The 23,872-nt window shown below is 74.0% G+C and carries 22 protein-coding genes; 12 read left to right on the forward strand and 10 right to left on the reverse strand.

The window, feature by feature from the left end:
* Positions 1-2 precede the first annotated feature (2 nt).
* The 3 genes from GA0070620_RS11905 to GA0070620_RS11915 are packed head-to-tail and all read right to left on the reverse strand — an operon-like array spanning position 3 to position 2,627.
* Positions 3-806, reverse strand: a complete 804-nt coding sequence (locus GA0070620_RS11905; RefSeq protein WP_091590064.1) for an MlaE family ABC transporter permease — start codon at positions 804-806, stop codon at positions 3-5.
* A 1-nt stretch (position 807) separates the two neighbouring features.
* Positions 808-1,578: an MlaE family ABC transporter permease gene (locus GA0070620_RS11910; RefSeq protein WP_091590067.1), complete on the reverse strand. Its 771-nt coding sequence runs from the start codon at positions 1,576-1,578 to the stop codon at positions 808-810.
* Positions 1,575-2,627: an ABC transporter ATP-binding protein gene (locus GA0070620_RS11915; protein ID WP_091590069.1), complete on the reverse strand. Its 1,053-nt coding sequence runs from the start codon at positions 2,625-2,627 to the stop codon at positions 1,575-1,577. The genes GA0070620_RS11910 and GA0070620_RS11915 overlap by 4 nt, the downstream gene beginning before the upstream one ends.
* A 165-nt stretch (positions 2,628-2,792) precedes the next feature.
* Between GA0070620_RS11915 and shbA the strand changes: the two genes are divergently transcribed.
* Both shbA and GA0070620_RS11925 read left to right on the forward strand, forming a co-directional pair.
* Positions 2,793-3,371, forward strand: coding sequence for an RNA polymerase sigma factor ShbA (gene shbA, locus GA0070620_RS11920; protein ID WP_091590072.1), 579 nt, complete (start codon positions 2,793-2,795; stop codon positions 3,369-3,371).
* Positions 3,368-4,198, forward strand: coding sequence for an anti-sigma-D factor RsdA (locus GA0070620_RS11925; protein WP_091590074.1), 831 nt, complete (start codon positions 3,368-3,370; stop codon positions 4,196-4,198). Before shbA ends, GA0070620_RS11925 begins: the two co-directional genes overlap by 4 nt.
* Before the next feature lie 54 nt (positions 4,199-4,252).
* Here the strand turns inward: GA0070620_RS11925 and GA0070620_RS11930 are convergent, their stop codons facing one another.
* Positions 4,253-6,061 (reverse strand): thiamine pyrophosphate-requiring protein, encoded by a 1,809-nt coding sequence (locus GA0070620_RS11930; RefSeq protein ID WP_231922337.1) that lies wholly within the window; start codon positions 6,059-6,061, stop codon positions 4,253-4,255.
* Between the two features lie 168 nt (positions 6,062-6,229).
* Positions 6,230-6,895: a TetR/AcrR family transcriptional regulator gene (locus GA0070620_RS11935; RefSeq protein WP_091590079.1), complete on the reverse strand. Its 666-nt coding sequence runs from the start codon at positions 6,893-6,895 to the stop codon at positions 6,230-6,232.
* A gap of 114 nt (positions 6,896-7,009) precedes the next feature.
* Between GA0070620_RS11935 and GA0070620_RS11940 the strand changes: the two genes are divergently transcribed.
* Together GA0070620_RS11940 and GA0070620_RS11945 are read left to right on the forward strand one after the other, a co-directional pair.
* A complete protein-coding gene (locus tag GA0070620_RS11940) occupies positions 7,010-8,509 on the forward strand; it encodes an MFS transporter (RefSeq protein WP_091590082.1) in 1,500 nt (499 codons plus the stop codon).
* Positions 8,510-8,954: 445 nt separating this feature from the next.
* Complete coding sequence (locus GA0070620_RS11945) at positions 8,955-9,278, forward strand: TraR/DksA family transcriptional regulator (RefSeq protein WP_091590084.1); 324 nt, start codon at positions 8,955-8,957, stop codon at positions 9,276-9,278.
* 100 nt (positions 9,279-9,378) lie between these two features.
* Here the strand turns inward: GA0070620_RS11945 and GA0070620_RS11950 are convergent, their stop codons facing one another.
* From GA0070620_RS11950 to GA0070620_RS11960, 3 genes are all read right to left on the reverse strand, one after another.
* On the reverse strand, positions 9,379-10,245 hold the full coding sequence (locus tag GA0070620_RS11950) for a MauE/DoxX family redox-associated membrane protein (protein WP_197677582.1): 867 nt from the start codon (positions 10,243-10,245) through the stop codon (positions 9,379-9,381).
* Between the two features lie 69 nt (positions 10,246-10,314).
* Positions 10,315-10,911: a twin-arginine translocation signal domain-containing protein gene (locus tag GA0070620_RS11955; protein ID WP_091590087.1), complete on the reverse strand. Its 597-nt coding sequence runs from the start codon at positions 10,909-10,911 to the stop codon at positions 10,315-10,317.
* Positions 10,912-10,928: 17 nt separating this feature from the next.
* Positions 10,929-11,342, reverse strand: coding sequence for an RlpA-like double-psi beta-barrel domain-containing protein (locus tag GA0070620_RS11960; protein WP_091590090.1), 414 nt, complete (start codon positions 11,340-11,342; stop codon positions 10,929-10,931).
* Between the two features lie 220 nt (positions 11,343-11,562).
* Here GA0070620_RS11960 and GA0070620_RS11965 point away from each other — a divergent pair, with 220 nt between their 5' ends.
* The 6 genes from GA0070620_RS11965 (at position 11,563) to GA0070620_RS11990 (ending at position 18,356) form a co-directional block, all read left to right on the forward strand.
* On the forward strand, positions 11,563-13,038 hold the full coding sequence (locus GA0070620_RS11965) for a S1 family peptidase (protein WP_172836418.1): 1,476 nt from the start codon (positions 11,563-11,565) through the stop codon (positions 13,036-13,038).
* A gap of 166 nt (positions 13,039-13,204) precedes the next feature.
* Entirely contained in the window at positions 13,205-13,504 is a 300-nt protein-coding gene (locus tag GA0070620_RS11970) for a putative quinol monooxygenase (protein WP_091590093.1), read from the forward strand.
* A gap of 237 nt (positions 13,505-13,741) precedes the next feature.
* The gene (locus GA0070620_RS11975; protein ID WP_091590096.1) at positions 13,742-14,797 is read left to right on the forward strand and encodes an IS110 family RNA-guided transposase; all 1,056 of its coding nucleotides are present in this window, start codon (positions 13,742-13,744) and stop codon (positions 14,795-14,797) included.
* A 135-nt stretch (positions 14,798-14,932) separates the two neighbouring features.
* Complete coding sequence (locus GA0070620_RS11980) at positions 14,933-16,396, forward strand: hypothetical protein (protein ID WP_091590098.1); 1,464 nt, start codon at positions 14,933-14,935, stop codon at positions 16,394-16,396.
* Between the two features lie 123 nt (positions 16,397-16,519).
* Positions 16,520-17,602, forward strand: coding sequence for a Gfo/Idh/MocA family protein (locus GA0070620_RS11985; RefSeq protein ID WP_091590101.1), 1,083 nt, complete (start codon positions 16,520-16,522; stop codon positions 17,600-17,602).
* Between the two features lie 64 nt (positions 17,603-17,666).
* Complete coding sequence (locus tag GA0070620_RS11990; RefSeq protein WP_091590104.1) at positions 17,667-18,356, forward strand: hypothetical protein; 690 nt, start codon at positions 17,667-17,669, stop codon at positions 18,354-18,356.
* A gap of 11 nt (positions 18,357-18,367) precedes the next feature.
* Here the strand turns inward: GA0070620_RS11990 and GA0070620_RS11995 are convergent, their stop codons facing one another.
* Entirely contained in the window at positions 18,368-18,748 is a 381-nt protein-coding gene (locus tag GA0070620_RS11995; protein ID WP_091590107.1) for a DoxX family protein, read from the reverse strand.
* Between the two features lie 116 nt (positions 18,749-18,864).
* Here GA0070620_RS11995 and GA0070620_RS12000 point away from each other — a divergent pair, with 116 nt between their 5' ends.
* Positions 18,865-19,359, forward strand: coding sequence for a MarR family winged helix-turn-helix transcriptional regulator (locus GA0070620_RS12000; protein WP_091590110.1), 495 nt, complete (start codon positions 18,865-18,867; stop codon positions 19,357-19,359).
* A 14-nt stretch (positions 19,360-19,373) separates the two neighbouring features.
* On the opposite strand, the gene GA0070620_RS12005 is transcribed toward GA0070620_RS12000, so the two are convergent.
* Positions 19,374-20,558: an FUSC family protein gene (locus GA0070620_RS12005; protein ID WP_091590113.1), complete on the reverse strand. Its 1,185-nt coding sequence runs from the start codon at positions 20,556-20,558 to the stop codon at positions 19,374-19,376.
* An 87-nt stretch (positions 20,559-20,645) separates the two neighbouring features.
* Between GA0070620_RS12005 and GA0070620_RS12010 the strand changes: the two genes are divergently transcribed.
* Positions 20,646-23,816, forward strand: a complete 3,171-nt coding sequence (locus tag GA0070620_RS12010) for a BTAD domain-containing putative transcriptional regulator (RefSeq protein WP_091590115.1) — start codon at positions 20,646-20,648, stop codon at positions 23,814-23,816.
* The last annotated feature ends 56 nt before the right edge of the window (positions 23,817-23,872 follow it).

Here is a 23,872-nt window from a genome sequence, read left to right on the forward strand (position 1 = left end):
GGTCACCCCGCGATCCGGACGGTGGTGGTCGCGCCCCAGATGGCCAGCGACAGGAAGAAGTCGACGATGTTGACCGCGACGATGGCCAACCGGACGGCCCGTCCGACGGCGACGCCCACGCCGGCCGGGCCACCGCTGGCGGTGAAGCCGTACCAGCAGTGGACGAGCACCACGATCACGCTGAACACCAGCACCTTGCCGAACGACCACAGCACGTCGCCCGGCGGCAGGAAGAGGTGGAAGTAGTAGTCGTAGGTGCCGGCGGACTGTCCGAAGTAGAAGACGGCGATGGTGCGGGTGGCCAGGTAGCTGGCGAGCAGGCCGACCACGTACAGCGGGACGACCGCGATGAGGCCGGCGATCATCCGGGTGGTGACCAGGAACGGCAGCGACGGCACCCCCATCACCTCGAGCGCGTCCACCTCCTCGGAGATCCGCATGGCGCCGAGCTGCGCGGTGAACCCGCAGCCCACGGTCGCCGACAGGGCCAGCGCGGCCACCAGCGGCGAGATCTCCCGGGTGTTGAAGTACGCGGACACGAAGCCGGTGAACGCGCTGCTGCCGATCTGGTTGAGCGCCTGGTAGCCCTGGAGCCCCACCTCCGTGCCGGTGAAGAAGGTGAGGAAGCAGATCACGCCGACCGTCCCGCCGAGCACGGCGAGCGCCCCGGTGCCGAAGCTGATCTCGGCGAGCAGTCGCACCACCTCACGCCGGTAGCGGCGCAGCGTACGCGGGGTCCAGGCGAACGCCCGCAGGTAGAACGCGAGCTGGGCGCCGAGGGCGTCGAGGAGGCGCAGCACCGCCACGTCAGCTTCCCTTCTGCGGTACGACCTGGAAGTACACGGCCGTGACGAGGAAGTTCAGCGCGAACAGCAGCATGAAGGTGATCACCACGCTCTGGTTGACCGCGTCGCCGACCCCCTTCGGTCCGCCCTTCGCGGTCATCCCCTTGTACGAGGCCACCAGCGCCGCCGCCGCGCCGAACAGCAACGCCTTCACCTCGCCGACCAGCAGGTCGGGCAGTTGCCCGAGGGCCTGGAAGCTGGCCAGGTACGCGCCCGGCGTGCCGCCCTGCAACACCACGTTGAAGGCGTAGCCGCCACTGACCCCGACCACGCTGACCAGCCCGTTGAGCAGCACGGCGACCAGCATCGACGCGAGCACCCGGGGCACCACGAGGCGCTGGATCGGGTCGATGCCGAGGACCTGCATGGCGTCCAGCTCCTCGCGGATCTTGCGGGAGCCCAGGTCGGCGCAGATGGCCGAGCCGCCCGCCCCGGCGATGATCAGCGCGGTGACGATGGGTCCGGCCTCCCGGACGACGGCGAGCACCGAGGCGGCACCGGTGAACGACTGCGCGCCGAGCTGGCGGACCAGCGAGCCGAGCTGGAGGGCGATGACCGCGCCGAACGGGATGGACACCAGCGCGGCGGGCAGGATGGACACCGAGCTGATGAACCAGGCCTGCTGCACGAACTCGCGGACCTGCACCGGCCGCCGACCCAGCGCCCGCAGGGTGTCCAGGCAGAACGCGAAGAACTCGCCGGAGCGGCGCAACGCGGTGACCGGCGCGCTCATCGGAGCAGCCCGTCGTGGTCGCCGGAGGGCGCCGTCTCCGGCCGCGGCCGGTCCGCCGCCGGGCGCGACCAGTTCGCCGTCTCCGGGCGCGTCCGGTCCGGCGCCGCCGAGGCCGGGCCGTCGAAGGAGCCCGGCGGCGGGAGGACGCCGTGGTCGCGGCACCACTGCCCGGGCGGCCGTTCGGCCCGGCGGCGTCGGCCGTCCGACGGGGGCAGCTGCGGCGGGATGGGCGGCAGCGGCGGAAGTTCGACGCCGGCCTGCGCCTCCGCCGCCAACTCCTCGGCGTCCTTCTCCTCGGCCATGCCGATCGGGCCGACCCGCTGCGCGTTGAGGAACTGCCGCACCACCGGTTCGGTGCTGGAGAGCAGCATCTCGCGCGGCCCGAACATGGCCAGGTGGCCGTGGTAGATCAGGCCGATGTTGTCCGGCACCGTGCGGGCGGTGTTGATGTCGTGGGTGACGATCAGGAACGTCGCCTCGGTGCGCTGGTTGAGATCGATGATCAACTGATTCAGGTACGCGGTGCGGACCGGGTCGAGGCCGGAGTCCGGCTCGTCGAAGAGGATGATCTGCGGGTCGAGCACGAGCGCCCGGGCCAGCCCCGCCCGCTTGCGCATGCCACCGGAGATCTCACCGGGCAGCTTCCGTTCCGCGCCGACGAGCCCGACCATGTCGAGCTTCTCGGTGACCACCGCGCGGATCTCCGCCTCGCTCTTGCGGGTGTGCTCGCGCAGCGGGAAGGCCACGTTGTCGTAGATGGTCATCGAGCCGAACAGGGCGCCGTCCTGGAACAGCACGCCGAACAGCTTGCGGACCTCGTACAGGTCGCGTTCGGAGAGTCGGGGCAGGTCACGGCCTTCGATGACGATCGAACCGCGATCGGGCCGGAGCAGCCCGACCAGTGTCTTCAGGAACACCGACTTGCCGGTGCCGGACGGGCCGAGCAGCACAGAGATCTCGCCGGCCGGGAGGTCGAGGCTGATGTCGGACCAGACCGGCTGGCCACCGAAGGACTTGGTGAGCCCCCGCACGGCCACCTCGACGCCCATGGTCCCCTCCTTCCGGTCGCTACTGGGGACATCGCGGCGGACCGTCCGGACGCAACACACTTCTTTCCGACACCGTCGCGTGACGGAGGGTGAACTAGGCAAAGTGGCGCGTGGCTCGATAGCGTGCCGGTTAACCGGCCGGTAACGAAGGTGCCCCTCCACGCGATGACGACCACCATCGAGCCCCAGCTCGTCCGCCGGGCCGCCCAGGGCGACCGGACGGCCGTCGCGATGCTGCTCGCCGACGTCCGCCCCGGCTTGGTGCGCTACTGCCGGGCGAAGCTCGGGCGGATCGGTGGCGCGTACACGACCGCCGACGACGTCGCGCAGGAGATCTGCCTGGCGGTGCTGGGCGCGCTGCCGCGCTACCGCGAGCAGGGCGCCCCGTTCTCCGCGTTCGTCTACGCCATCGCCGGCAACAAGGTGGCGGACGCGCAGCGGGCGGCGGTACGGGCGGCGTCGGTCACCGCCGACGACCCTCCCCCGGAGACACCGGACGCCGAGCCGGGGCCGGAGCAGCGGGCGGTCGCCACCGACCTCGCCCGCCGGCTGTCGGGCCTGCTCGACCGGCTGCCCGACGCGCAGCGGGAGATCGTCGTGCTCCGGGTGGCGGTGGGCCTGACCGCCGAGGAGGTCGGCACCATCCTCGGCATGTCCGCCGCCGCGGTGCGGGTGGCCCAGTCCCGCGCGTTGGCCCGGCTCCGCACCCTGGCCGGCGACACACTCGACGAGGTGGCGGCATGACCGAGCACGCCCGCGACGGCGGCGACGAGCTGGACCTGGCGACGATCGCCCGGGACGACCAGCTCCTCGACGCGCTCGGCCGGGGCGAGCCCGGGCCGGCGGACGACGACGTCGCCGCGGCCCTGGCCGCCTGGCGTGCCGACCTCGACGGCGACGACGAGCAGCGGCTGCTCCGCGCCGCGACCCAGCCGGCCGCACCGGCGACGGCCTTCGGACCCACGCCGGTCGGCCGGGGCGTGCTGCGTCTCGCCGCCGCCGTTCTCGCCGTCCTGGCGCTCGCCACCGGGCTCGGCGTGGGCAGCCGCACCGCCGGGCCGACCAGTCCCCTGTGGTCGCTGACCCGGGTGCTCCATCCGGAGCAGGCCCAGGTGCGCGGCGTCGAGCACGACCTCGCGCTGGCGCGGGCGGCGCTGACGGCCGGCCGCCCCGACGAGGCACGGGACCTGGTCGCGCGGGCCCGCCGGGACGTCGCCGGGGTGGACGATCCGGCCACCGCCGCCCGGCTGCGCGCCGACCTCGACGAGGTGGACCGCCTGCTGGCCGCCCTGGTGTCGGCGCCGACACCGTCCCCGGCCGCCCCGACGCCCGACGCGCCGACACCGAACGCACCGACGGGCGCCGCGCCGACGAACGGCTCCGCGCCGGTGCCCGAGCCCGCGCCGGCCACCCCCGCGCCGGCTCCGACGTCGGACGCGCCGGGGCTGCCCGACCTCCTGCCGTCGCTGCCGCCGCTGCTGCCCAGCTCCGGCCGCACCGGCACGGCGCCCGGCCTGCCGCTGCCGTCCCTGCCCGGCCTGCCCCTACCCACCCTCGTCCCGCTGGGCTGAGCTGCCGCCCGGCGCGGTACCGGCGGTGGCGGCGCGCGGGCCGGCGGGTTGCGGTCAGTTCGGCTTGTGGAACAGCCGGTGCCACTCCGCCTTGACGGTGCTGACCACCGACTCCTCGACGACGTCCTGGGCGATGGTGAAGAAGGCCGGGTCGCCGGAGAACTCCGCCTTCATGGTCTGGACGACCTGGTCGCGGGCCACGTGCGGCGGGATGAGCGGCACGTCGGCGTCGACCACGGCGTCGATGACGAAGGGCCGGTCCGCGGCGAACGCCTGCTCGACGACGGCGGGGATCTGCTCGGGCGACTCGATGCGGGCGCCGTCCAGGCCGAGCAGGCGGGCCCAGCCGGCGTACGGGACGTCGGGCAGGGACGCCGAGGCCGGGTCGGGTTTCTTGCCGAGCGTCCCGCGGGTCTCCCACGAGACGTACGCCAGGTCGCGGTTGTTGAGCACCAGCACGATGAACCGCGGGTCGGCCCAGTTCCGCCAGTAGCGGGACACGGTGATCAGCTCGTTGACGCCGTTCATCTGCATGGCGCCGTCGCCGATGAGGGCCAGCAGCGGGCGGTCCGGGTGGGCGGTCTTGGCGGCGATGGCGTAGGGCATCCCGGCGCCCATGGACAGCAGCAGACCGGCGAGGTTGCCGAGCTGGCTGGGCCGCATCTGCAGGTCCCGGGCGTACCAGCTGGTGGCGGTGCCGCAGTCGGCGGAGACCATCGCGTCGTCGGGGAGCCGCTCGGAGAGCGCCCGCACGACGGCCTCCGGGTTGACCGGATGGGCGCGGGCCTGCGCGCGTTCCGTGGAGTACCGCTCCCAGCGGGACTTCCATCCGGCGACGTCGTCACGCCAGTCCGTGTTCGGCTGTCGGCGCAGCAGGGGCAGCAGCGCGGTGAGGGTCGCGCCGGTGTCACCGACGAGGTTGACCTCGGTCGGGTAGCGCAGGCCGCACCGGCTCCCGTCCCGGTCGATCTGCACCGCCCGCGCCTTCCCGGGCGTCGGGTAGTACTCCGAGTACGGCATGTTCGAGCCGATGATCAGCAGGGTGTCGCAGCGACGCATGAGTTCCCAGCTGGCGGTGGTGCCGAGCAGGCCGATCGATCCGGTCACCCAGGGCAGCCGGTCGTCGAGCACCGGCTTCCCCAGCAGCGCCTTCGCCGCCCCGGCGCCGAGCCGGTCGGCGACCTGCTCCACCAGGTCGCTCTGCCCGAGCGCCCCGGCACCGACGAGGAGCGCCACCCGGGATCCGGCGTTGAGCACCTCGGCGGCCCGCGCCACGTCGGCCTCCGGTGGGGCGCCCGGCGCGCTGCTCGGCACGGTGCTCGTGTGGTAGTAGCCGTGGGCGTCGGGCGACTGCGTCATGGCCGGCCGGTCCTGCACGTCGCTCGGCACGATCAGCACCGTCGGCGCCCGTTCGGCGAGGGCGGTCCGGCACGCGCGGTCGACCATGTGGGCGACCTGGGCGGCGTCGGCGATGGTCTGGATGTACGCCTGCCCGACGTCCTTGTAGACGCTGTGCAGGTCGACCTCCTGGTAGTAGTTGCCGCCGAGCGCGGTCAGCGCGGTCTGCCCGAGGACGGCGACGACCGGCACGTGGTCGAGCAGCGCGTCGTAGACACCGTTGAGCGCGTGCAGGGCGCCGGGGCCACTGGTGACGACGCAGCACCCGATCGGGCTGCCGCCGTACTTGACGTCGGCGGTGGCGGCGAAGCCGGCCGTCTCCTCGTGGCGTACCTGGATGAACTCCACGTCGTCGCGGTCGCCGATCGCGGCGATGACACCGCCGATGCCGTCGCCCGGGTAGCCGTAGACGCGGTGCACCCCCCAGCTCCGCAGCCGGTCCACGATGTGTTCGGCGACGTTCACGAGACAGCCCTCCGGCGCCGACGACAGGTGTGGCGACGCGACGGTTCGTACCGGTGCGTGCCTGGATCGACCGTAGGGCGTGGTTACGGCGGGCGGTGACGACCGCGGCGGCGTTCACGAGATGGGGTGAACGGCGCCGGGCGACGCCGTGGCGCGGGTGGGGTCGGGTCAGCGCGTCGGGGCCGCTCCCACGGCGGGCTCGCCGGTCACCGCCGCCGCGGTCGGCGGCAGCACCCCGTAGAGCAGGCGCAGGGTCGCGTCGGTGAGGGCGTCCAGCAGCTCGTCGTCGGACTGCTCCTCCGGGTGGGTGTATGCCTGCGCGAACATGGTAAGCCGCAGGTTGACCGCCATCAGGGAGAGCAGTTTCGGGTCGACGGCGACGGTGCGGTCCGCCCGCGCGTCGCGCTCGATCCGCCGCGAGATCACCGTGCACCCGCTGCCGATGATCTTTTCCCGGACGGCCAGGACCTCGGGCCCCGGGTCGGGGTTCAGGAAGGCCTCCGCGAGCCAGCGACCATCCGTCTTCCACCGCCGCAGGCCGCGGGCGAGGCCCCGGCGCAGGGCGGCGCGGTCGAGGTCCTCGGACTCCACCCACTCGATCATCTCCTGCTCGGAGGCCCCGAGCGTCTCCGCGTAGAGCTGGGCGAGCAGCGCCTGCTTGGACTCGAAGTAGAAGTAGAAGCCGGAGCGGGTGATGCCGGCGGCGGCCGCCACCTCGTCGATGGTCAGCTGCGCCAGGGGCTTGTGCCGCAGCAGCTCGCGCGCGGCGTCGAGGAGAGCCCGCTCGCGTTGATCACCCTTGGTTGGCCGACGTCGACCGACGGAAGCTGCCATGCGCGCAATCATACTCGGCGTCAAGGGTAATCGACGTCACGTCGGGTTTTTTTGACGCTACGTCGAAAACGGGCCTAGCTTTGGCGCGTCGCCGACCCGAAAGCGAGTCCACCCATGTCCCACTCGGTCGCGGACCGACCCGCCTCCCGGCTGCTGCTGCCGGTCGCCGCCTACGGGGTGCTCCTGCTCACCTCCCTGCAGTCGCTGGTCGTGCCGCTCCTCAACCAGATCCAGACGACCCTGCACTCCACGCCCGGTGCCATCAGCTGGGTGATGACCGCCAACCTGCTGGCCGCCGCCGTCCTCACCCCGGTCCTGGCGCGCCTCGGTGACCTGCGCGGCCGGCGTACCGTCCTGCTCGGCGTGACCGTCGTCGTGCTGGTCGGATCCCTGCTCGCCGCCACCACGGAGAACCTGCCGCTGCTGCTCGTCGCCCGGGCGATGCAGGGCACCAGCTACGCGCTCCTCCCGCTCGCCATCGGTCTCCTGCGGGACGAACTGCCGCCGGCCCGGCTCACCGGGGCGACGGCCATCGTCAGCGGCACCGTCGCGATCGGCGCCGGGTTCGGCCTGGTCGCCACCGGCCTGCTCGTCGGCGACGGCGGGGACTACCACCGGGTCTTCTGGCTCGCCACGGCGATGGCCGTGATCGCGCTGGTCGCCATCGGGCTGGTCGTACCCCGACGTCAGCCCGCCGCCCGCGGCCGCGTCGACTGGGCGGGCGCCGCCCTGCTCGGCGGCGCACTCGTGCTCCTGCTCCTGCCCTTGGAGAAGGGCAACACGTGGGGGTGGGCCTCGGCCCGGGTGGGCGTCCTGCTCGTGGCGTCGGCAGTCGCCTTCGCCGCCTTCGTCGCGGTCGAGCGGCGGGTCGCCCAACCGCTGGTCAACCTCCGCATGTTCAGCCACCGGCCGCTGGCCATCGCCAACATCGCCGGGCTGCTGCTCGGCGCCGCCATGTTCGTCGGGTTCCTCACCGTGTCCGCATTCGTGCAGACGCCACCGGCCCTCGCCGGGTACGGCTTCGGCGCCACGGTCCTCTCCGCGAGCATCGTCTACCTGCTGCCCGGGGCGCTCAGCGGCGTCGTCACCGCGCCGCTCGGCGGACGGCTCGTCGCCCGGTACGGCGCGAAGGCGACGCTGGCACTCGCGCTGCTCGTCTCGGCGGTGGGATTCGCCCTCCTGGCCGCCGTGCACGCCACCACCTGGCAGCTCATCCTCAGCTCGTTCCTCGTCACCAACGGCGTGACCCTGGGCTACGCGGCCCTGCCGGCGCTGCTGATCGAGCACGTCACGCCGGCCGAGACCGGCGTCGCCAACAGCGTCAACTCGATCGCCCGGTCGGTCGGGAGCGCCATCGCCACCGCCCTGGTGGTGACCATGCTCAGCCGCAACCCGGTGCCCGGTCTGCCGGTGCCGCTGCCCCAGGTGACCCAGTACACCGTCACCGCCGCCGTCACCGCCGTCGGCGTCCTGCTGGTCGCGCTGCTCGTCGTCGTGGGGCTGCCCCACCGGCCGCGCACCACGCTGACCCCGGCCCAGGTCGAGGCCGACGACGTGCTCGGCGCCGCCGGGCTGGACATCCCCGCCGCCCTGCGTCCGGCGCCGGGGCACTGAGCGACGACGATTCCGTACGGGAGCGGGGCGGCCGGGACCGCCCCGCTCCCGTCGTGCTTCCTGCCGTCCGCGAAGAGATTGTGGGCAGGTCGACGCCGCCGGCCTGCCGCTCCGCGGCCGCGCGCGCCGTCGTCCCGGCGCCGACGGGACGACCGGCTGGCGCGAGAACGCGAAGCCCGTTGGCTTTCCCGCGGTGTCGGCCTATGGTGGGCGGATGCTCCCGGCCGTTCAGCGCACCGTCACCGTCACGACACTGACGGCACTGGCGGCTGCCCTCCGGCCGGCGCACACCTGCCCGCCCGGCACCCCGGTCCGGGTGGCCACCCGGGGAGTTCCCACCCCCGCAGGCCGCGGCCCACCGGCATCCGTCACACCCCAGACGGACGCCAAGGGCGAAGCACACCGCTTCGGCCCTTTTTCTTTTTCCCGGACCAGGAGGCCCACCATGAGCACCGGCATGCACCAGCACGCCGAGCAGGACCGGCTCGGCGACCTGCGCACATCCCTCACCAAGCAGTTCGAGGCCCACCAGGCGAGACTGACCGAACTCACCGCGGACACCGGCGACCCGGGCCAGGCGCTCACCCAGGACGCGCTCGTCGCCGCCACCCGGCAGAGCATGGCGCAGATCGGCGACGCGCTGCGGCGCATCGCCGACGGCGGCTACGGGGTCTGCGAGCGGTGCGGCGGCGACATCCCGGCGGAGCGCCTGGAGATCCTGCCGCACGCCCGGTTCTGCGTCCCCTGCCAGCAGCGGCAGAACCGCTGAGGCACCGCCACGCGCTGGTTGCGGCCCTCGCCGACCGGGACCAGCGCGTGGCAGCCGCGCCGACGGGCCACGCCTCGCCCGCACCGTTCCGGCGCTCCACTCAGGCCGGCACGACGGCCAGGTGCGGGCCTGCGGCCGGTGGGGTGCCGGCCAGGCGGAGCAGAGTGTGCCCGGTCGCGTCGTCGACGACGGCGACCCGCACCGACCCGGGCTGCGCGTCGGCCAGCGGCACCGCGAAGACCGCCGTCACCGGCCGCCCCTGAAAGCGGGCGGCGTGCAGGACGAACCGCCACCCGTCGTCGTCCCAGTGCTCCCGTACGTCGGATCGGAGCAGCGACGCGACCCGCCGGTACGCGTCGCTGAGCTGGAGCTGCTGCACGGTGGCGAGCAACGGCACGCCGGAGCCGCCGCGCAGCGGATGGGTCAGCCGGACACGCAGCTGGCGCAGCGGCAGCAGCCAGGCCCGGTCCAGCTCGGGTGAGAGGGCGACGACCGCCGCCAACTCGCCGACCAGCACGGTCACGCCCACGACGGGCCGCGCGGCGAGTGCGGCGAGCCAGCCGCCGCCCGCCAGGACGCTCAGCCCGCCCGCGACCACCAGCAGTCCGGCGCGGGCCATGCCGCGACCGGAGACCGGCGCGGTGCTGGCGCTCAGGCAGCCGCAGGAGGACGTGGGGGCGACCCGCCGGGCGTAGCCGAGGTAGGCGAGGAAGCCGGCGGACAGGACGGTGGCGGCGACCCCCTCCGACCGGAGCACGGGCGGCAGCAGGAGCAGCCCGCCCAGGGCCAGCTCGACCCCGCCGAGCAGCCGGTACGCGGGCAGTGCGCGATCGGGGCCGACCAGCCGGACGAGCGCCGACCGGCCGGCCGCGGCGGCGGCGTGCCGGCTGAACAGTTTGACGCGGGCGGACCAGATCAGCACCACGCCGACGACCAGCGGTTGCAGTGCCGCGATCATCTCGATCATGGGTTCTCCCCTCGGGCGGTCACGGACGACGCCCCGGCGGCTCCCCGGGCCCGCCGGCGCGCCACCCGCTCAGGCGGCGGCGTAGACGGTGGCGATGTCGATCTCGTTGGTGCCCGGGTGCCAGGCGCCCAGCACCTGCACGTGCCGACCGACCCGCAGCAGTGAGAGGTCACTGACGGCCGGGGTGCCGTTGTAGACGGCGGCGGAGCGGTTCGGCACCACGTGGGCGACGATCCGCTGACCCTTGTGGTCGAGGTTCAGCATGTTGCGGCCGACCGAGGCGATGTGCGCGTGCAGGTTGACGATGTTCACCCAGACGGAGTCGGCGGCGAGGGTGCCGTCGGGCAGCCGGACGCCGCGGGCGTAGAGCCCGTCACCGGTGGCCACCCGGTCGAAGGTGGTGGGGTGCAGCTTCCAGATGCTCGTGCCGTCGGTGATCCGGATGGCGTGCAGGACGGCGTCCGAGCCGGTGACGAAGAGCATGCTGCCGGAGACCGCGGTGATCCGTCCCTCGGCGAAGTTCGGGTCGGGAAGGCCGGGCTCGACGGTCACCGCCTCGGCGGCGAAGGCCGCCTCGGGAGCGAGCGAGCCGAGGCCGGTGGCACCGACGACGCCGCCCAGCGCGGCGGTGGCGAGCAGTTGTCGGCGGTCGATGGTCCGCTGCATGGTGGCGCCCTCCCGTTTCAGACGGTGTCGACCGAGCAGGGCCGCAGCCCGGTGGAGAGACTGGCGATCACGCTGTACGCCGCCGGCGTCAGGTCGATGATCCGGTTGCTGCCGCAGGCGGAGCCGCAGCAGGTGCGCTCGCCGCAGAACAGGTCGGTCTGCGGCCCGCAGTCGGCGATGGTGGTGCCGATGCGAGCGCCGTTGCAGAGGTTCGTCGTGTAGTGCCGGAAGCCGCAGCCGCGCCGGCTCATCCCGGTCACCCCGCAGGCGTCTGGACGGGTGATGGCCAGGCACGCGTCCGAGGTGTTGGGCCAGGCGTGCTGGTAGTTGCCCGACCGGCAGGTGCCGCAGGCGCCACCGCCGGCCGTGCCGCAGGGACCCCACGCGCTGCCGCAGCAGAACCACGACACCTCGCCTCGCAGAGCCGCCATGAATGCCTCCCTCTTGAACATGGAATAGATGGCCTTGGATTTAGAAGGTGATTGTTCTGTCACTAACCATCGACGTCAATCACTGGATCGAAGATTTTCTTCACGCGCCGCACGGTATGAGCCAGCCGGTATAGAGACATCTCGATCGAGTGCGCGTAGGTTGTCGCTGACCTGTCCGCGGCACACCCACCCGCGCCGCGGCCATCCGAAGGAGGCACGGATGAGACGAAGCCTCGCCGCCGCGGCAGCAGCGATCCTGCTGCCCGTCGGCGCCCTCACCGTCGCGGCCGCACCCGCCGCCGCGGCGCCGACCAGCCCCGCTGTCGCACCCGCGCCCGACGCGGCACCCTCCGCGATGGTCACCGCCATGCAACGCGACCTGGGCCTGACCGCCGAACAGGTCCGCACGCGGATCGCGAAGGACGAGAAGGGCAGCCGTACGGACGAAGCCCTGCGTCGGTCGCTCGGCGCCACGTACGCCGGTGGTTGGCTGACCGACGGCACCCTCGTCGTCGCGGTCACCGACCGGTCGGCGGCCGACCGGGTACGCGCCGCCGGCGCCCGGCCCACCATCGTCGCGCGCAGCGGTGCGACGCTGGACCGGATCAAGTCCACGCTCGACCGGCACTCCGCGAAGGCCCCCGCGGCGACGGTCCCCGGCTGGTACGTCGACGTCACCAGCAACACGGTTGTGGTCCTCGCCCGCGGCGACGCCCGCGCGGCCACCGCGTTCGTCCGCGCCAGCGGTGTCGACGCGGCCGCCGTCCGCGTCGTACGGACCACCGAGGCCCCCCGCACCTACTACGACGTCCGTGGCGGCGACGCCTACTACATGGGTGGCCGCTGCTCCGTCGGCTTCTCGGTGACCGGCGGCTTCGTCACCGCCGGACACTGCGGGACCACCGGCACCGCGACCCAGGGCTACAACCAGGTCGCCCAGGGAACCTTCCGCGGGTCCTCGTTCCCCGGCAACGACTACGCCTGGGTGCAGACCAACTCCAACTGGACCCCGCAGCCGTGGGTGAACAACTACTCCGGCGGCAACGTCACCGTGGCCGGCTCGACCGAGGCGGCCGTCGGCGCGGCGGTCTGCCGCTCCGGCTCGACCACCGGTTGGCGCTGCGGCACCATCCAGGCCAAGAACCAGACCGTCAACTACGCCGAGGGCTCGGTCGGCGGCCTGACCCGCACCAACGCCTGCGCCGAGCCGGGCGACTCGGGCGGGTCGTGGCTCTCGGGTCAGCAGGCGCAGGGCGTGACCTCCGGCGGCTCCGGCAACTGCACCTCCGGCGGCACCACCTACTTCCAGCCGGTCAACGAGATCCTCTCCGCGTACGGCCTGACGCTGCGCACCGGTGGCGGTGGCGGCGAGCCCCCGCCGACCGGGTGCAGCGGCTACGAGGCGACCTACACCGGCTCGGTGTCGTCCGGCCAGAGCGTGTTCCAGCCCAACGGCAGCTACTACTACTCGTCGGTCTCCGGCACCCACCGTGGCTGCCTCGACGGCCCGACCGGCGTCGACTTCGACCTGTACCTGCAGAAGTGGAACGGCTCCAGCTGGGTGGACGTCGCCGGGGCGTACACCCCGTCGCCCGACGAGACGTTGAGCTACAACGGCACCGCCGGCTACTACCGGTTCGAGGTGCACGCCTACAGCGGCTCCGGCAGCTACTCGCTCGGCATCACCAACCCGTGAGACCCCGGTCCGCCGGCCCGTCACCGCACGGGCCGGCGGGCCTCGGCGTCGGCGCACTCCCCGGGCGCCACGCCGGGCGCGCGCACCGGCCGCGATCTGTCACAACCGTGCGGCAGGCTGGTGGCCGACCGCGGACGGGCGATCCGCGCGGACGGAAGGACCTGCCATGCCATACGGCTTCGTCGGCTCGATGAGGGCCCGTCCGGGTCGGCGCGGCGAGGTGGTCGCCATCCTGCTCGAGGGCACCGACGGCCTGCGCGCCGCCGGGTGCAGCCTCTACGCGGTGGGTGTCCCGGAGGGCGATCCTGACCTGATCATGGTGACCGAGATCTGGGAGTCCAAGAAGCACCACGACGACTCGCTCCACCTGCCGGAGACGAAGGCCGCCATCGCCCGAGCCATGCCCCTGCTCACCGGCGAGTTCAGCAGCCAGGAGATGACCGTGCTGGGTGGCCTCGGCGTCTGACAGTGAGGATGTGTAGGAGCGGGTCACCCGGCCGGTCTGACTCGGCGTCTGACTGACCTTGAGGGTCCTCTACGGGATTCGTCGGCCTGTCCGGGTGACCCGTTCCTGCACTCACCTGCTGGGCGTTCGTGACCTGATAGGAGCCTGTGCAAGAGGTCCCGTCACTGTCCTGTCCGCCCGTCCCGGCGGTGCGTGCCGACCCTGTTCGGTGCAAGCGAGAGGGACGACGGTTTCAGCATGGCAGCCAAGAAGCGTCACGTCACAGGTGGTGTCGATACCCACGGTAAGACTCACCACGCCGCCGCGGTCGATCAGACCGGCAGGGTCCTGGGTGATCATGAGTTCCCAGCCACTGCCGTCGGCTACCAACAGTTGCTCGCCTGGTTACGCGGGTTCGGTCGGGTGATCAAGATCGGCGTGGAAGGCACCGGCACCTACGGCGCCGGCCTCGCCCGCTACCTCGCCTCCCGTGGCGTCGCCCTGGTCGAGATCGACCGCCCGGACCGGCGTGCCCGCCGCGCCAGAGGCAAGTCCGACCCCCTCGACGCCCTCGCTGCCGCCCGCGCGGCCCTGTCCGGGCAAGCAAACGGCACCCCCAAGACCCGCAGCGGACCGGTCGAAGCCATCCGCGCCCTGCGCGTGGCGCGGCGAGGAGCAGTCAAGGCCCGCACCGCCGCCCTGAACCAGATGCACGGGCTGATCGCCTCCGCACCCGACGCGCTGCGCCAGGACCTCACCGGCGCGGGAGCCAAACTCGTCGATCAGCGCGCCGCTCTGCACGCCGACGAAACCCGACTCACCGATCCCGTCGAAGCCACCAAAGCGGCCCTGGCCGTGATCGCCGCCCGGATCCGGCACCTCACCGCCGAGATCACCCAGGCCGACCGCCGCCTACGCCCTGCCGTCGCCCGCACCGCTCCACACCTGAACGCCGTCTACGGCGTGGGAACCGACGTCGCCGGTCAACTCCTGACCACCGCCGGCGACAACCCCGACCGACTCCGATCCGAAGCCGCCCTGGCCCACCTCTGCGGCGCCGCACCCATCCCCGCCAGCTCAGGACGCACCGACCGCCACCGCCTCAACCGAGGCGGCGACAGAGCCGCCAACTCAGCCCTGCACACCATCGCCCTGGTCCGCATGCGCTACGACCCCCGCACCCGCGCCTACGTCGACAAACGCACCAAACAAGGACTCAGCAAGAAAGAAATCATGCGCTGCCTCAAGCGCTACATCGTCCGCGAGATCCACACCGCCCTCCTCGCCGACTTCACCGCCCTCAACACCCCTTGACTTCCATAGGAGCATCCCGAGCACCGGCGGGAGATCTTGGTAGGAAACCGCCCCTCCAGGGGCCGATTTCTACCACAATCGACTCTTGGTCCCGGCGGGACGGCGGAGCCGCGGGGGCGGTGCCATGATCCATTCGTGACGAGCACGGATCAGTCGAACCACGCCCCAACGCGGCCCGCCGCGACCGGACGCGCCGGCCGGCGGGCACGTGCCGTCGTCCTCGCCCTCGCCGGGCTGGTCATGCTCGGCGCCGCGTACGGGCGGCCCTGGGTGGAGGTGCGCGAAGGACGGGACAACGTCGAGCTTCTCCTGGGTCGTCCCCCGTCGGGCGAGGTGCGCACCTTCGCGCTGATCGACCTTCCCGGCTCCCTGATCGCGCTCTGCGTCGGGTGGCTCGCGCTGCTGGCACTCTTCGCCGTCGCCTGGGCGCGTCCACAGTGGCGCGACGTCCTGCGGTTGGCGCTCGGCGCGGCGACCCTCGTGGTGATCGCGCTGACCTTCCTGCCCAACGGCGCCGCGTTGAGCGCGAGCGGTTTCCCGACGAAGGACTATCCGAGCACGCACTACCTCCAGGGGACCTGGCTCGGGTTGTCCGGGCTCCTGCTGCTCTCCGGCGCCGTCTCCGCCCTCCTGGCCGCGCCCCACCGGAGCGCCGTCTCCGCGCCGGGGAAGCCACACACGACGGAGCCACGCACGCCGGAGACGCAGACGGCGGAGACGCAGGCGGCCGAGGTACGCGCGGCGGAGGCACCGACGACGCAGGCACCGACGGTGGACGCCGCGCTCGCGCCGCCCGCCCAGGATGACGACACTCCCCGCACCGGCCGCGAGCCCTCCCCCACGTCCGGCCCGGAGGCCACGACGTCCGGCCCGGAGGCCACGACGTCCCGCCCGGAGGCCACGCCTCATCACGAACCGGACAGCTCGGTGGCGAGCGAGCCGGAGCTGATCCTGCCGTCCGTGCCGGGGTTGGCACGCCGACAGGCGCCGCCGCGCTGGCACCGGCCGGCGCGCATCACCGCGGTCACCCTCGCGCTGGTCGGCGCGGTGGCCCTGATCGCGGTGGTGAGCTGGAAGATCGCCCACTCACCCGCTCCGGAGGCCGGCCAGGAGAACACCCTGGTCGCGCGGATCGTCGCACCACCGGAGGACGCCACGCCGATCACGGTTCCCGACGCGAACGGCCGGGCCGCGTTCGCGGACATCGTCGCGCTCGACAGCAGCCCGCAGGCACTGCTGGCCGCTATGCAACTCGCCGGAGTGCAGCAGTCCGCCAGGTCCGCCTGGGCGGAGCCGGACTCCGCGTCGATGCGGGTCGTGCTGCTCCAGTTCGAGTCGGCGGAGCCCGCCGAGGAGTTCGTCCGGCTGTACACCGACGCCGAGCGGAGCGTCCGCACCCCGGGTGGGGAGGTCGGCCTGGCGTCGGTTCCCGGCGGGACGGCGTTCATCGGTCCGGCCGGTAACGGATCCGCCCTGCCCGAGGTGCACGCGGTCGCCCAGCACGACGACGTCGTCCTGCTCGTCACGGCCGGCGGCGAGGCGTCGGACGACGTCACGGCGGCGGAGTCCCTCCTGCGACAGCAGTACGAGCGGCTGTGAGCGGCTCCGGTCACGGCGGGTGATCTTCACCATGTCGAGCCGTCGGCGTCGGCGCGCCGCGTAGATTCGGTGCCACCGGATCCGGTTCACCTGCGGAGGCCGGCCGGAACTGGGGAGGGTGGCATGGCGGGAACGAGTCAGGCGCCGTTGCGGGTCGGTCTGCTGGGCTACGGCCTGGCCGGTCGGGTCTTCCACGCACCGCTGATCGCCGCGACGCCCGGCTTGCGCCTGCACGCCGTGGTGACCCGCGATCCCGAGCGACGGCAGCAGGTCCGGCACGACCATCCGGACGCCCGGCTGGTGGAGGACGTGGACGTGCTGTGGCGTACGCCCGACGCCCTGGACCTCGTCGTGGTGGCGACGCCCAACCGGCTGCACGTGCCGATGGCCCGGGCGGCGGTCGCCGCCGGCATTCCGGTGGTCGTCGACAAGCCGCTCGCCGCGTCCGGGGCCGAGGCCCGGCAGGTGGTCGACGAGGCGGCGGCGCACGGGGTGCCGCTGACGGTGTTCCAGAACCGCCGCTGGGACGGCGACTTCCTGACCGCGCGCCGCCTGGTGGAGGGCGGCGAACTGGGGCGGGTGACCCGCTTCGAGTCCCGCTTCGAGCGCTGGCGGCCGGAGATCAAGCCGGGCTGGCGGGAGAAGGCCGGCGCGGACGAGGCCGGCGGCGCCCTGTTCGACCTGGGTGCCCACCTCGTGGATCAGGCCGTCCAGCTGTTCGGTCCGGTGCGCAGCGTCTACGCGGAGGTCGACCGGCGTCGGTCCGGCGCGGAGGTGGACGACGACGCGTTCGTGGCGCTGACCCACACCGGCGGCGTCCGCTCCCACCTGTGGATGAGCGCGGTGACCCCGCAGCTCGGCCCCCGGCTGCGCGTCCTCGGCGACCGGGCCGGCTACACCACCTACGGGCTGGACCCGCAGGAGGCGGCGCTGCGCGACGGCGGTCGCCCGGGCACCCCGGGCTGGGGCGAGGTCTCCCCCGACCGGTACGGCCTGCTCGGTGTCGACGGCGACCTGCGGCCGGTGCCGACCGAGCCCGGGCGCTACGAGAGCTTCTACGCCCAGGTGGCGGCGTCGCTGCGCGGGGACGGCCCGATGCCGGTCGACGCCCGCGACGCCGTGGACACCGTCACGCTGATCGAGCTGGCGCACCGGTCGTCCGTCGAGGGCGCGGTGCTCCCCGTACCGCCGGCACCGGCGCGCTGACCCGCGGGCGCGCCCGGCCCGGGTTACCGTGCCCGGGACGCAGCCAGGCGGCGAGGGAGGTCGGGTGACGATCGGGATGCGGTCCGCGCGGCCGCTGGCGACCGCCGATCGGTGGCGGCCTCCGCTGGACTACTACCTGATCCGCGCGCCGGAGGCGGCCGCCGACGTCGAGGCGCTGGTCGTCGAGGAGTTCGTGCGGGCCGCCGACTGGACCACCGTCGGCCTACGGGGCGCGGTCTGGACGCCGTCCGAGCCGGGCTGGTGGAGTTCCGCCGCCCACCACCGGGCCCTGCGCACCGACCCGGGGCTGCGCGCCCGAGTCGTACCGGTCGACCGCGCCGGCGCGGAGGCGACCCACCGGCGGCTCGGCGGCGGGCCACTGCCCGACGAGACGACGCTGCGGGACCGGTTCGACGACGAGCAGTCGTTCCCGGTCACGACTCCGCTGCGGCTCGGCCCCGTAGAGGTGCCCGACGGGTTCGCCGACCGGCGGGTCTACCGGGTGTTGTTCGCCGGGGACCCGCCCACGCACCGGTTGCCCGAGGTGGCGGCCGCCCCCGGTCGGCGGCAGGTCGGCGTTGACCGCTTCGACTGGACGCTGCGGCGCGTCGGGCCGGGCCTCGCCTGGTCCCTCGACCTGACGGTGCTGCTGGCGGCCGCCGCGGACCACACCGTGGGGCCCGTACTGCACGAGCTGACCTCGGCGGTCCGGCGGTGCGGGCTACTGCCGGTCACGACCGAACGGTTCGCCTGACCGCCGCCGGCTCAGGAGGTGAAGGAGTACGGGCCGAAGCGACCCCAGACGATCACCGCGGAGAGCGCGAGCAGCACCACGTTGGCGACCACCGGCTGGTACTCGCGGCGGCGGGCGTGGACCACGACCGCCCCGATCATGATGATCAGTAGGCCGAGCGCGGCGAGCGGCACCAGCACGGGCGCGATGTCGAGCAGCGCCGGCAGAATCAACCCGACGGCGGCGAGCACCTCCAGCGCGCCGATGAGCTTCACCGAGCCGGCGGACCAGCTCTCCGCCCAGCCCAGCCCGGATTCGATCAGCTTCTCCTTGGGCCGCGTGAGCTTCATCAGGCCGGCGCCGAGGAAGGCGACCGCCAGGACGGCCGCGATGATCCACAAGACGATGTTCATGTGAGGTCTCCACCCTGTCATCACTTCAAGCGTGAAGGGACGCTACGCGGCGATGACTTCAAGCTGCAAGTGAAGGGTGACCGGCCTCACTTCAACGGTGAAGTTACCCTGGTCGGATGGAGACGCCGCCGGAACCACGCTGGCTGGACGCCGAGGAGCGCCAGACCTGGCTGTCGCTGGTCAGCTTCCTGATCAAGTTGCCCGGCGCGCTCGACGCCCAGTTGCAGCGGGACGCCGGCCTCAGCCACTTCGAGTACCAGGTGCTGGCCGGCCTGTCCGAGTCCCCCGACCGCACGCGACGGATGAGCGAGCTGGCCGCGCTCGCCGAGGGCTCGCTCTCCCGCCTGTCCCAGGTGGTCAGCCGACTGGAACGGCGCGGCTGGGTCCGGCGCACCCCTGACCCGACGGACGGCCGATACACCCTGGCGGTCCTCACCGAGGAGGGCTGGGCGAAGGTGGTCGCGACCGCGCCCGGGCACGTGGCGGCGGTCCGCACCTACGTGTTCGACCCGCTGACCAAGGCCCAGCAGCGCCAGCTTCGCGAGATCGGCACCCGGGTGACCCGGGCCGTCGACCCCGACGACTCCTGCCCCGGCGACCGCGCACGCTGAGGCCGAGCGCCGGGTCAGTCGGCCCGGAGTGCGCCGAACGCGCGCCGGATCAGGTCGTTCGCGTCCTCCTGCTCGATGCCGGTGGCCACGATCAGGTCACTCGCGGTCGTCCGGACCTGCGCCACCACCACCGCCCCGGAGAAGCCCACCCCCTCCCGGTACGCGCGACCCGCCGCCGCCACCGCCCGCATCGCCTGCTCCCGGGCCTTGCGGGGCTCGTCCGCGCCGGTGAACTCCCGCTGAAGCGTCCGCACCGCCGTCGCGAGCCCCGCCACGGCCTCCGGCAGCGGGTCGGGCACCGGTTCCCCGTCCTCGATGAGCGTCACCGTCCGGCGGACCAGCGTGCCGCTGTTGCGCATGGCCCGGTCGACCGGCTCCACCGCCCGCGCGTACCGGCCGACCGGGCCCTGCCGGTTCTCCCAGCGCACCGGGGACAGGGTGCTCGCCTCCCGCGCCGCCTGCGCCGCCTCCGTGAACGCACCCATCTCCTGCTTGTTGTCCCGGAGCCGGTCGAGCGCCGCCTGGGCCGCGGGGGCGTCGCGGCGTCGCAGCGCCTCCGCGGTCACCTCCAACTGCTCGACCAGCAGGTCGAGCACCGGCGCCCCCGCCCGGTTGATCACCCGCAGCGGGTTCAGCGGCAGCAGCACCGCGGTGACCGCCAGCGACACCCCGCCGCCGACCAGGGCGGCGAGGAACCTCGGGATCTCCAGGTTCTCCACCGCGGGGCTGAGCGTGGCGACGAGCACGGCGGTCGCCGCCGCCTGCACGATCACCGCCGGGCTGCCGCCGATGAGCACCGCCACGACGATCGCCAGCACCACGATCGCGCCGAGCTGCCACACCCCGCTCCCGAACGCGTACATGAGCAGGTCTCCGACGAGCACTCCGAGCGACACCCCGATGACCAGCTCGATGGTGCGGCGCAGCCGTTGACCCACGGACGCGGCCAGCGCGATGACCGCGGAGATCGGCGCGAACACCGGCTGCGGGATGTGCAGCACGTCGTCGGTGAGCCACCAGGAGAAGCCGGCGGCGAGCCCGGCCTGCACGGCCAGGACCGCGCCGGCGCGGACCCGCCGCAGCCGGTCGCGCAGGGTGTGGGTGGAGCGGCGGCGCAGACCCGCGAGGAGTCGCGCCGCGCGCCCGCGCGGCGCGGCGGCGACGGACTCCCCTCTGCCCCGCGCTCCGGCGTCGACCACGGCCGCACCTACCCCCTGACGCCGGGATGATTCATGCCAGGAGCCGCCGCGCACCCGGCCCAGCGGGCCTGAGCGACAATCGACGCCGTGCGGTTCGGCATCCTGGGCACGACCCAGGTGTACCCCGCCGACGGCCGCCGGCTCGCCGTCGGCGGGCCGAGGCTGCGCGCGCTGCTGGCGTTGCTCCTGCTCGACGCCGGGCGAATCGTGCCGCGGGACCGGCTGGTCGACGGCCTGTACGGGGACGACCCGCCGGCCGGGGTGGCGAACGCGCTCCAGTCGCAGGTGTCGCGACTGCGTCAGGTGCTGTCGGCGGCGGGGGTGGACCCGGTCGAGTTCCACCCGGCCGGCTACCGGCTGGCGGTGGAGCCGGCGGACGTCGACGTCCACCGGTTCGGCCGGCTCGCCGACGCCGGACGGGCCGCGCTCGCCGCCGGTGACCCGCACCGCGCCGCCGACCTGCTGCGGGAGGCCCTCGCGCTCTGGCGCGGCGAGCCCCTCGCGGACGTCACGGACGCGCCGTTCGCGGCCGGGCAGGCGGCCCGGTTGCGGGACCGCCGGCTGGCCGCGACCGAGGACCGGATCGAGGCGGAGCTGACCCTGGCGGCGGAGCCGGGGGCGGTGGCCACCGCGCCGCTGGTGGCGGAGCTGCGGGAACTGGTCGCCGCCCACCCGCTGCGGGAGCGTCTGCACGGCCAGTTGATGCGCGCGCTGCACGCCGACGGCCGGCGGACGGAGGCGCTCACCGTCTTCGCCGAGCTGCGCCGCCTGCTCGCGGAGGAGCTGGGCAGCGACCCGTCCGCGAAGCTGGTCGCCCTGCACACGGGCCTGCTGCGCGACCCCGGGGCTCCCCGCGCCGCCGCCGCGCCCCGCCCGGCCGCCCCGCCCAGCCAGCTGACCAGCTTCGTCGGACGCGATCAGGAGCTGCGTCGACTCGGCAAGCAGCTCGGGGAGGCCCGCCTGGTCACGCTGCACGGCCCGGGTGGCGCCGGGAAGACCCGGCTGGCGGTGGAGGCCGCCGAACGCCACGGTGGGCCGGTGTGCCTGGTCGAGCTGGCCGCCGTGCCGACCGGCGGCGCGGTGGCACCGGCGGTGCTCGCCGCGCTCGGGCTGCGCGACGGCGGCCTGCGCGTGCCGGGCGGCCCACCCGACGGCACCGAACGGCTGGTGGCGGCGCTCGCCGACCGCCGCATCCTCCTGGTGCTGGACAACTGCGAGCACGTCGTCACCGACGCCGCCCGGCTCGCCGCGCGCCTGCTCGGCGCCGCCCCGGCGCTGCGCATCCTGGCCACCAGCCGGGAACCGCTCGGCGTCACCGGGGAGGCGCTCTGCCCCGTGCAGGGCCTGCCGGTGCCGCCGGACGCGGTCCCGCCCGAGGTGGCCCGGGACTATCCGGCGGTCCGGCTCTTCGCGGACCGGGCGGCCGACGTCGCGCCGGGCTTCGCCGTCGACGCCGGCACGATCGAGGCGGTGCTGCGCATCTGCCGTACGCTCGACGGCCTCCCCCTCGCCATCGAGCTGGCCGCCGCGCGGCTGCGGGCGTTGCCGGTCGGCGAGGTGGCGGCCCGGCTCGACGACCGGTTCCGGCTGCTCAGCCGCGGCAGTCGGGTCGCCGAGCCCCGCCACCAGACCCTGCGCGCGGTGGTCCGGTGGAGCTGGGACCTGCTGGACGAGCCGGAGCGGCGGCTGGCCCGTCGGCTGAGCGTCTTCGCCGGGAACCCCGACCTGGTCGCCGTGGAGGGGGTCTGCGGGCTCGGGGCCGACGCGCTCGACGCGGTCACCGGCCTGGCGGAGAAGTCCCTGGTGGAAGCCGTTGACGGCCGCTTCCGGATGCTGGAGACGGTCCGCGCCTTCGCGGCCGAGCAACTCGCCGAGGCCGGCGAGACCGACCCGCTGCGCGCGGCGCACGCCGCGTACTTCCTCGACCTCGCCCGGGCGGGGGACGTGGGGCTGCGGGGCGCCGCGCAGCTGGACTGGCTGCGGCGCCTGGACGCCGAGCGCGACGACCTGCACGCCGCCCTGCGCCGGGCGGTGGCCGGGGACGACGTGGGCACGGCGCTGCGGCTGGTCGCCGCCCTCTCGTTCTACTGGTGGCTGCGCGGCCTCCGGGGTGAGGGTGCCGCGCTGGCCGGGCAGCTCGTCGACCGGCTCGGCGGCCCGCCGCCGGACCTCGCCGAGGAGTACGCGCTCTGCCTGTTGGTCGCCGGCGTGAACGGCGCCGGCGGGACCGGGCCACGGGACGTCACCCCGGCCAGCGACATCCTCTGGGGCCTCGGTCGGCCGGCCGCGTACCCGTTCCTGCTCTACCTGTCCGGGATGGCCGCCGGTCCACCGTCGCCGGAACGGATCTCGCTGCTGCACGATCCGGGCACCCGGGAGGTGATGCTCGGCGCCGAACCGTGGAGCCAGGCGCTGGGCTCGCTCGGCATGGGCATGGTGGGCCTGTTGGACGGCCGGTACGACGAGGCCAGCGCCGAACTGGCGGCGAGCCTCGACGGTTTCCGCGCCATCGGCGAACGGTGGGGCATGATCCTGGCGCTCGCCACGATCGTCGAGGGCGCCTACCGGGTCGAGGATCCGCGGGCGGCGGTCGAGCCGATGGCCGAGGCACTGCGGTTGGCGCAGGAGCTCGGCTCGGCGATCGACATGGCGGAGTTGCTGCGTACCCGGGCGGACGGGCGGATCGGGGTCGGTGACCTGGCCGGGGCCGCCGCCGACTACCGACGGGTGGTGGAGGTCGCGCAGCCGGCCGGCGCTCCGGAGCTCGTGGCCGCGGCGCACTCCGGGCTGGGCGAGATCGCCCGACAGCAGGGTGACCTGGACCGGGCGCGGCTGCTGTGCGAGCAGGCGATCGCCGAGTGCCCGGCCGGGTGGTTCGGCGCCGAGGTGGTCCGACTGTCGGCGCTGGTGACGCTGGGGCGGATCGCGGAGACCGTCGGCGACGCCGCGGTCGCCCGGGCGCACTACCGCCAGGTGCTGGGAGCCACCCTCGGCGTGTGGGACGTGCCGACGGCCGGCGCGGCCGTGGAGGGGCTGGTCGGGCCGGTGCTGCGGCGGGGCGACGGCGAGCGGGCCGCGTTGCTGCTCGGCGCCGCGGCGGCGCTGCTGCGCGGCACCGGGGCCGGCGACGCGACCGAGGTCGCGCCGGTGGCGGCGGCGACCCGGGCGACGATCGGCGACACCGCGTTCGACCGGGCCTTCGCGCAGGGCGCGGGTCTGGACCGGGAGCAGGCGGCGGAGCTGCTGGACGTCGGCTGACGAGCGCGGTCAGCGCGCGGTGCGTGGTCGGTCAGCGCCGCCGGCCACGCTGCCGG

Source organism: Micromonospora krabiensis (genome assembly GCF_900091425.1).
Lineage (GTDB): Bacteria > Actinomycetota > Actinomycetes > Mycobacteriales > Micromonosporaceae > Micromonospora > Micromonospora krabiensis.

Coding starts and splice junctions, on each gene's coding strand:
- GA0070620_RS11960 (WP_091590090.1), bottom strand. CDS start 11,342: ATGGCGGCTCTGCGAGGCGAGGTGTCGTGGTTCTGCTGCGGCAGCGCG.
- GA0070620_RS11950 (WP_197677582.1), bottom strand. CDS start 10,245: ATGATCGAGATGATCGCGGCACTGCAACCGCTGGTCGTCGGCGTGGTG.
- GA0070620_RS11995 (WP_091590107.1), bottom strand. CDS start 18,748: ATGAACATCGTCTTGTGGATCATCGCGGCCGTCCTGGCGGTCGCCTTC.
- GA0070620_RS12000 (WP_091590110.1), top strand. CDS start 18,865: ATGGAGACGCCGCCGGAACCACGCTGGCTGGACGCCGAGGAGCGCCAG.
- GA0070620_RS11945 (WP_091590084.1), top strand. CDS start 8,955: ATGAGCACCGGCATGCACCAGCACGCCGAGCAGGACCGGCTCGGCGAC.
- GA0070620_RS11965 (WP_172836418.1), top strand. CDS start 11,563: ATGAGACGAAGCCTCGCCGCCGCGGCAGCAGCGATCCTGCTGCCCGTC.
- GA0070620_RS11925 (WP_091590074.1), top strand. CDS start 3,368: ATGACCGAGCACGCCCGCGACGGCGGCGACGAGCTGGACCTGGCGACG.
- GA0070620_RS11935 (WP_091590079.1), bottom strand. CDS start 6,895: ATGGCAGCTTCCGTCGGTCGACGTCGGCCAACCAAGGGTGATCAACGC.
- GA0070620_RS11915 (WP_091590069.1), bottom strand. CDS start 2,627: ATGGGCGTCGAGGTGGCCGTGCGGGGGCTCACCAAGTCCTTCGGTGGC.
- GA0070620_RS11940 (WP_091590082.1), top strand. CDS start 7,010: ATGTCCCACTCGGTCGCGGACCGACCCGCCTCCCGGCTGCTGCTGCCG.
- GA0070620_RS11955 (WP_091590087.1), bottom strand. CDS start 10,911: ATGCAGCGGACCATCGACCGCCGACAACTGCTCGCCACCGCCGCGCTG.
- GA0070620_RS11985 (WP_091590101.1), top strand. CDS start 16,520: ATGGCGGGAACGAGTCAGGCGCCGTTGCGGGTCGGTCTGCTGGGCTAC.
- GA0070620_RS11970 (WP_091590093.1), top strand. CDS start 13,205: ATGCCATACGGCTTCGTCGGCTCGATGAGGGCCCGTCCGGGTCGGCGC.
- GA0070620_RS11910 (WP_091590067.1), bottom strand. CDS start 1,578: ATGAGCGCGCCGGTCACCGCGTTGCGCCGCTCCGGCGAGTTCTTCGCG.
- shbA (WP_091590072.1), top strand. CDS start 2,793: ATGACGACCACCATCGAGCCCCAGCTCGTCCGCCGGGCCGCCCAGGGC.
- GA0070620_RS11975 (WP_091590096.1), top strand. CDS start 13,742: ATGGCAGCCAAGAAGCGTCACGTCACAGGTGGTGTCGATACCCACGGT.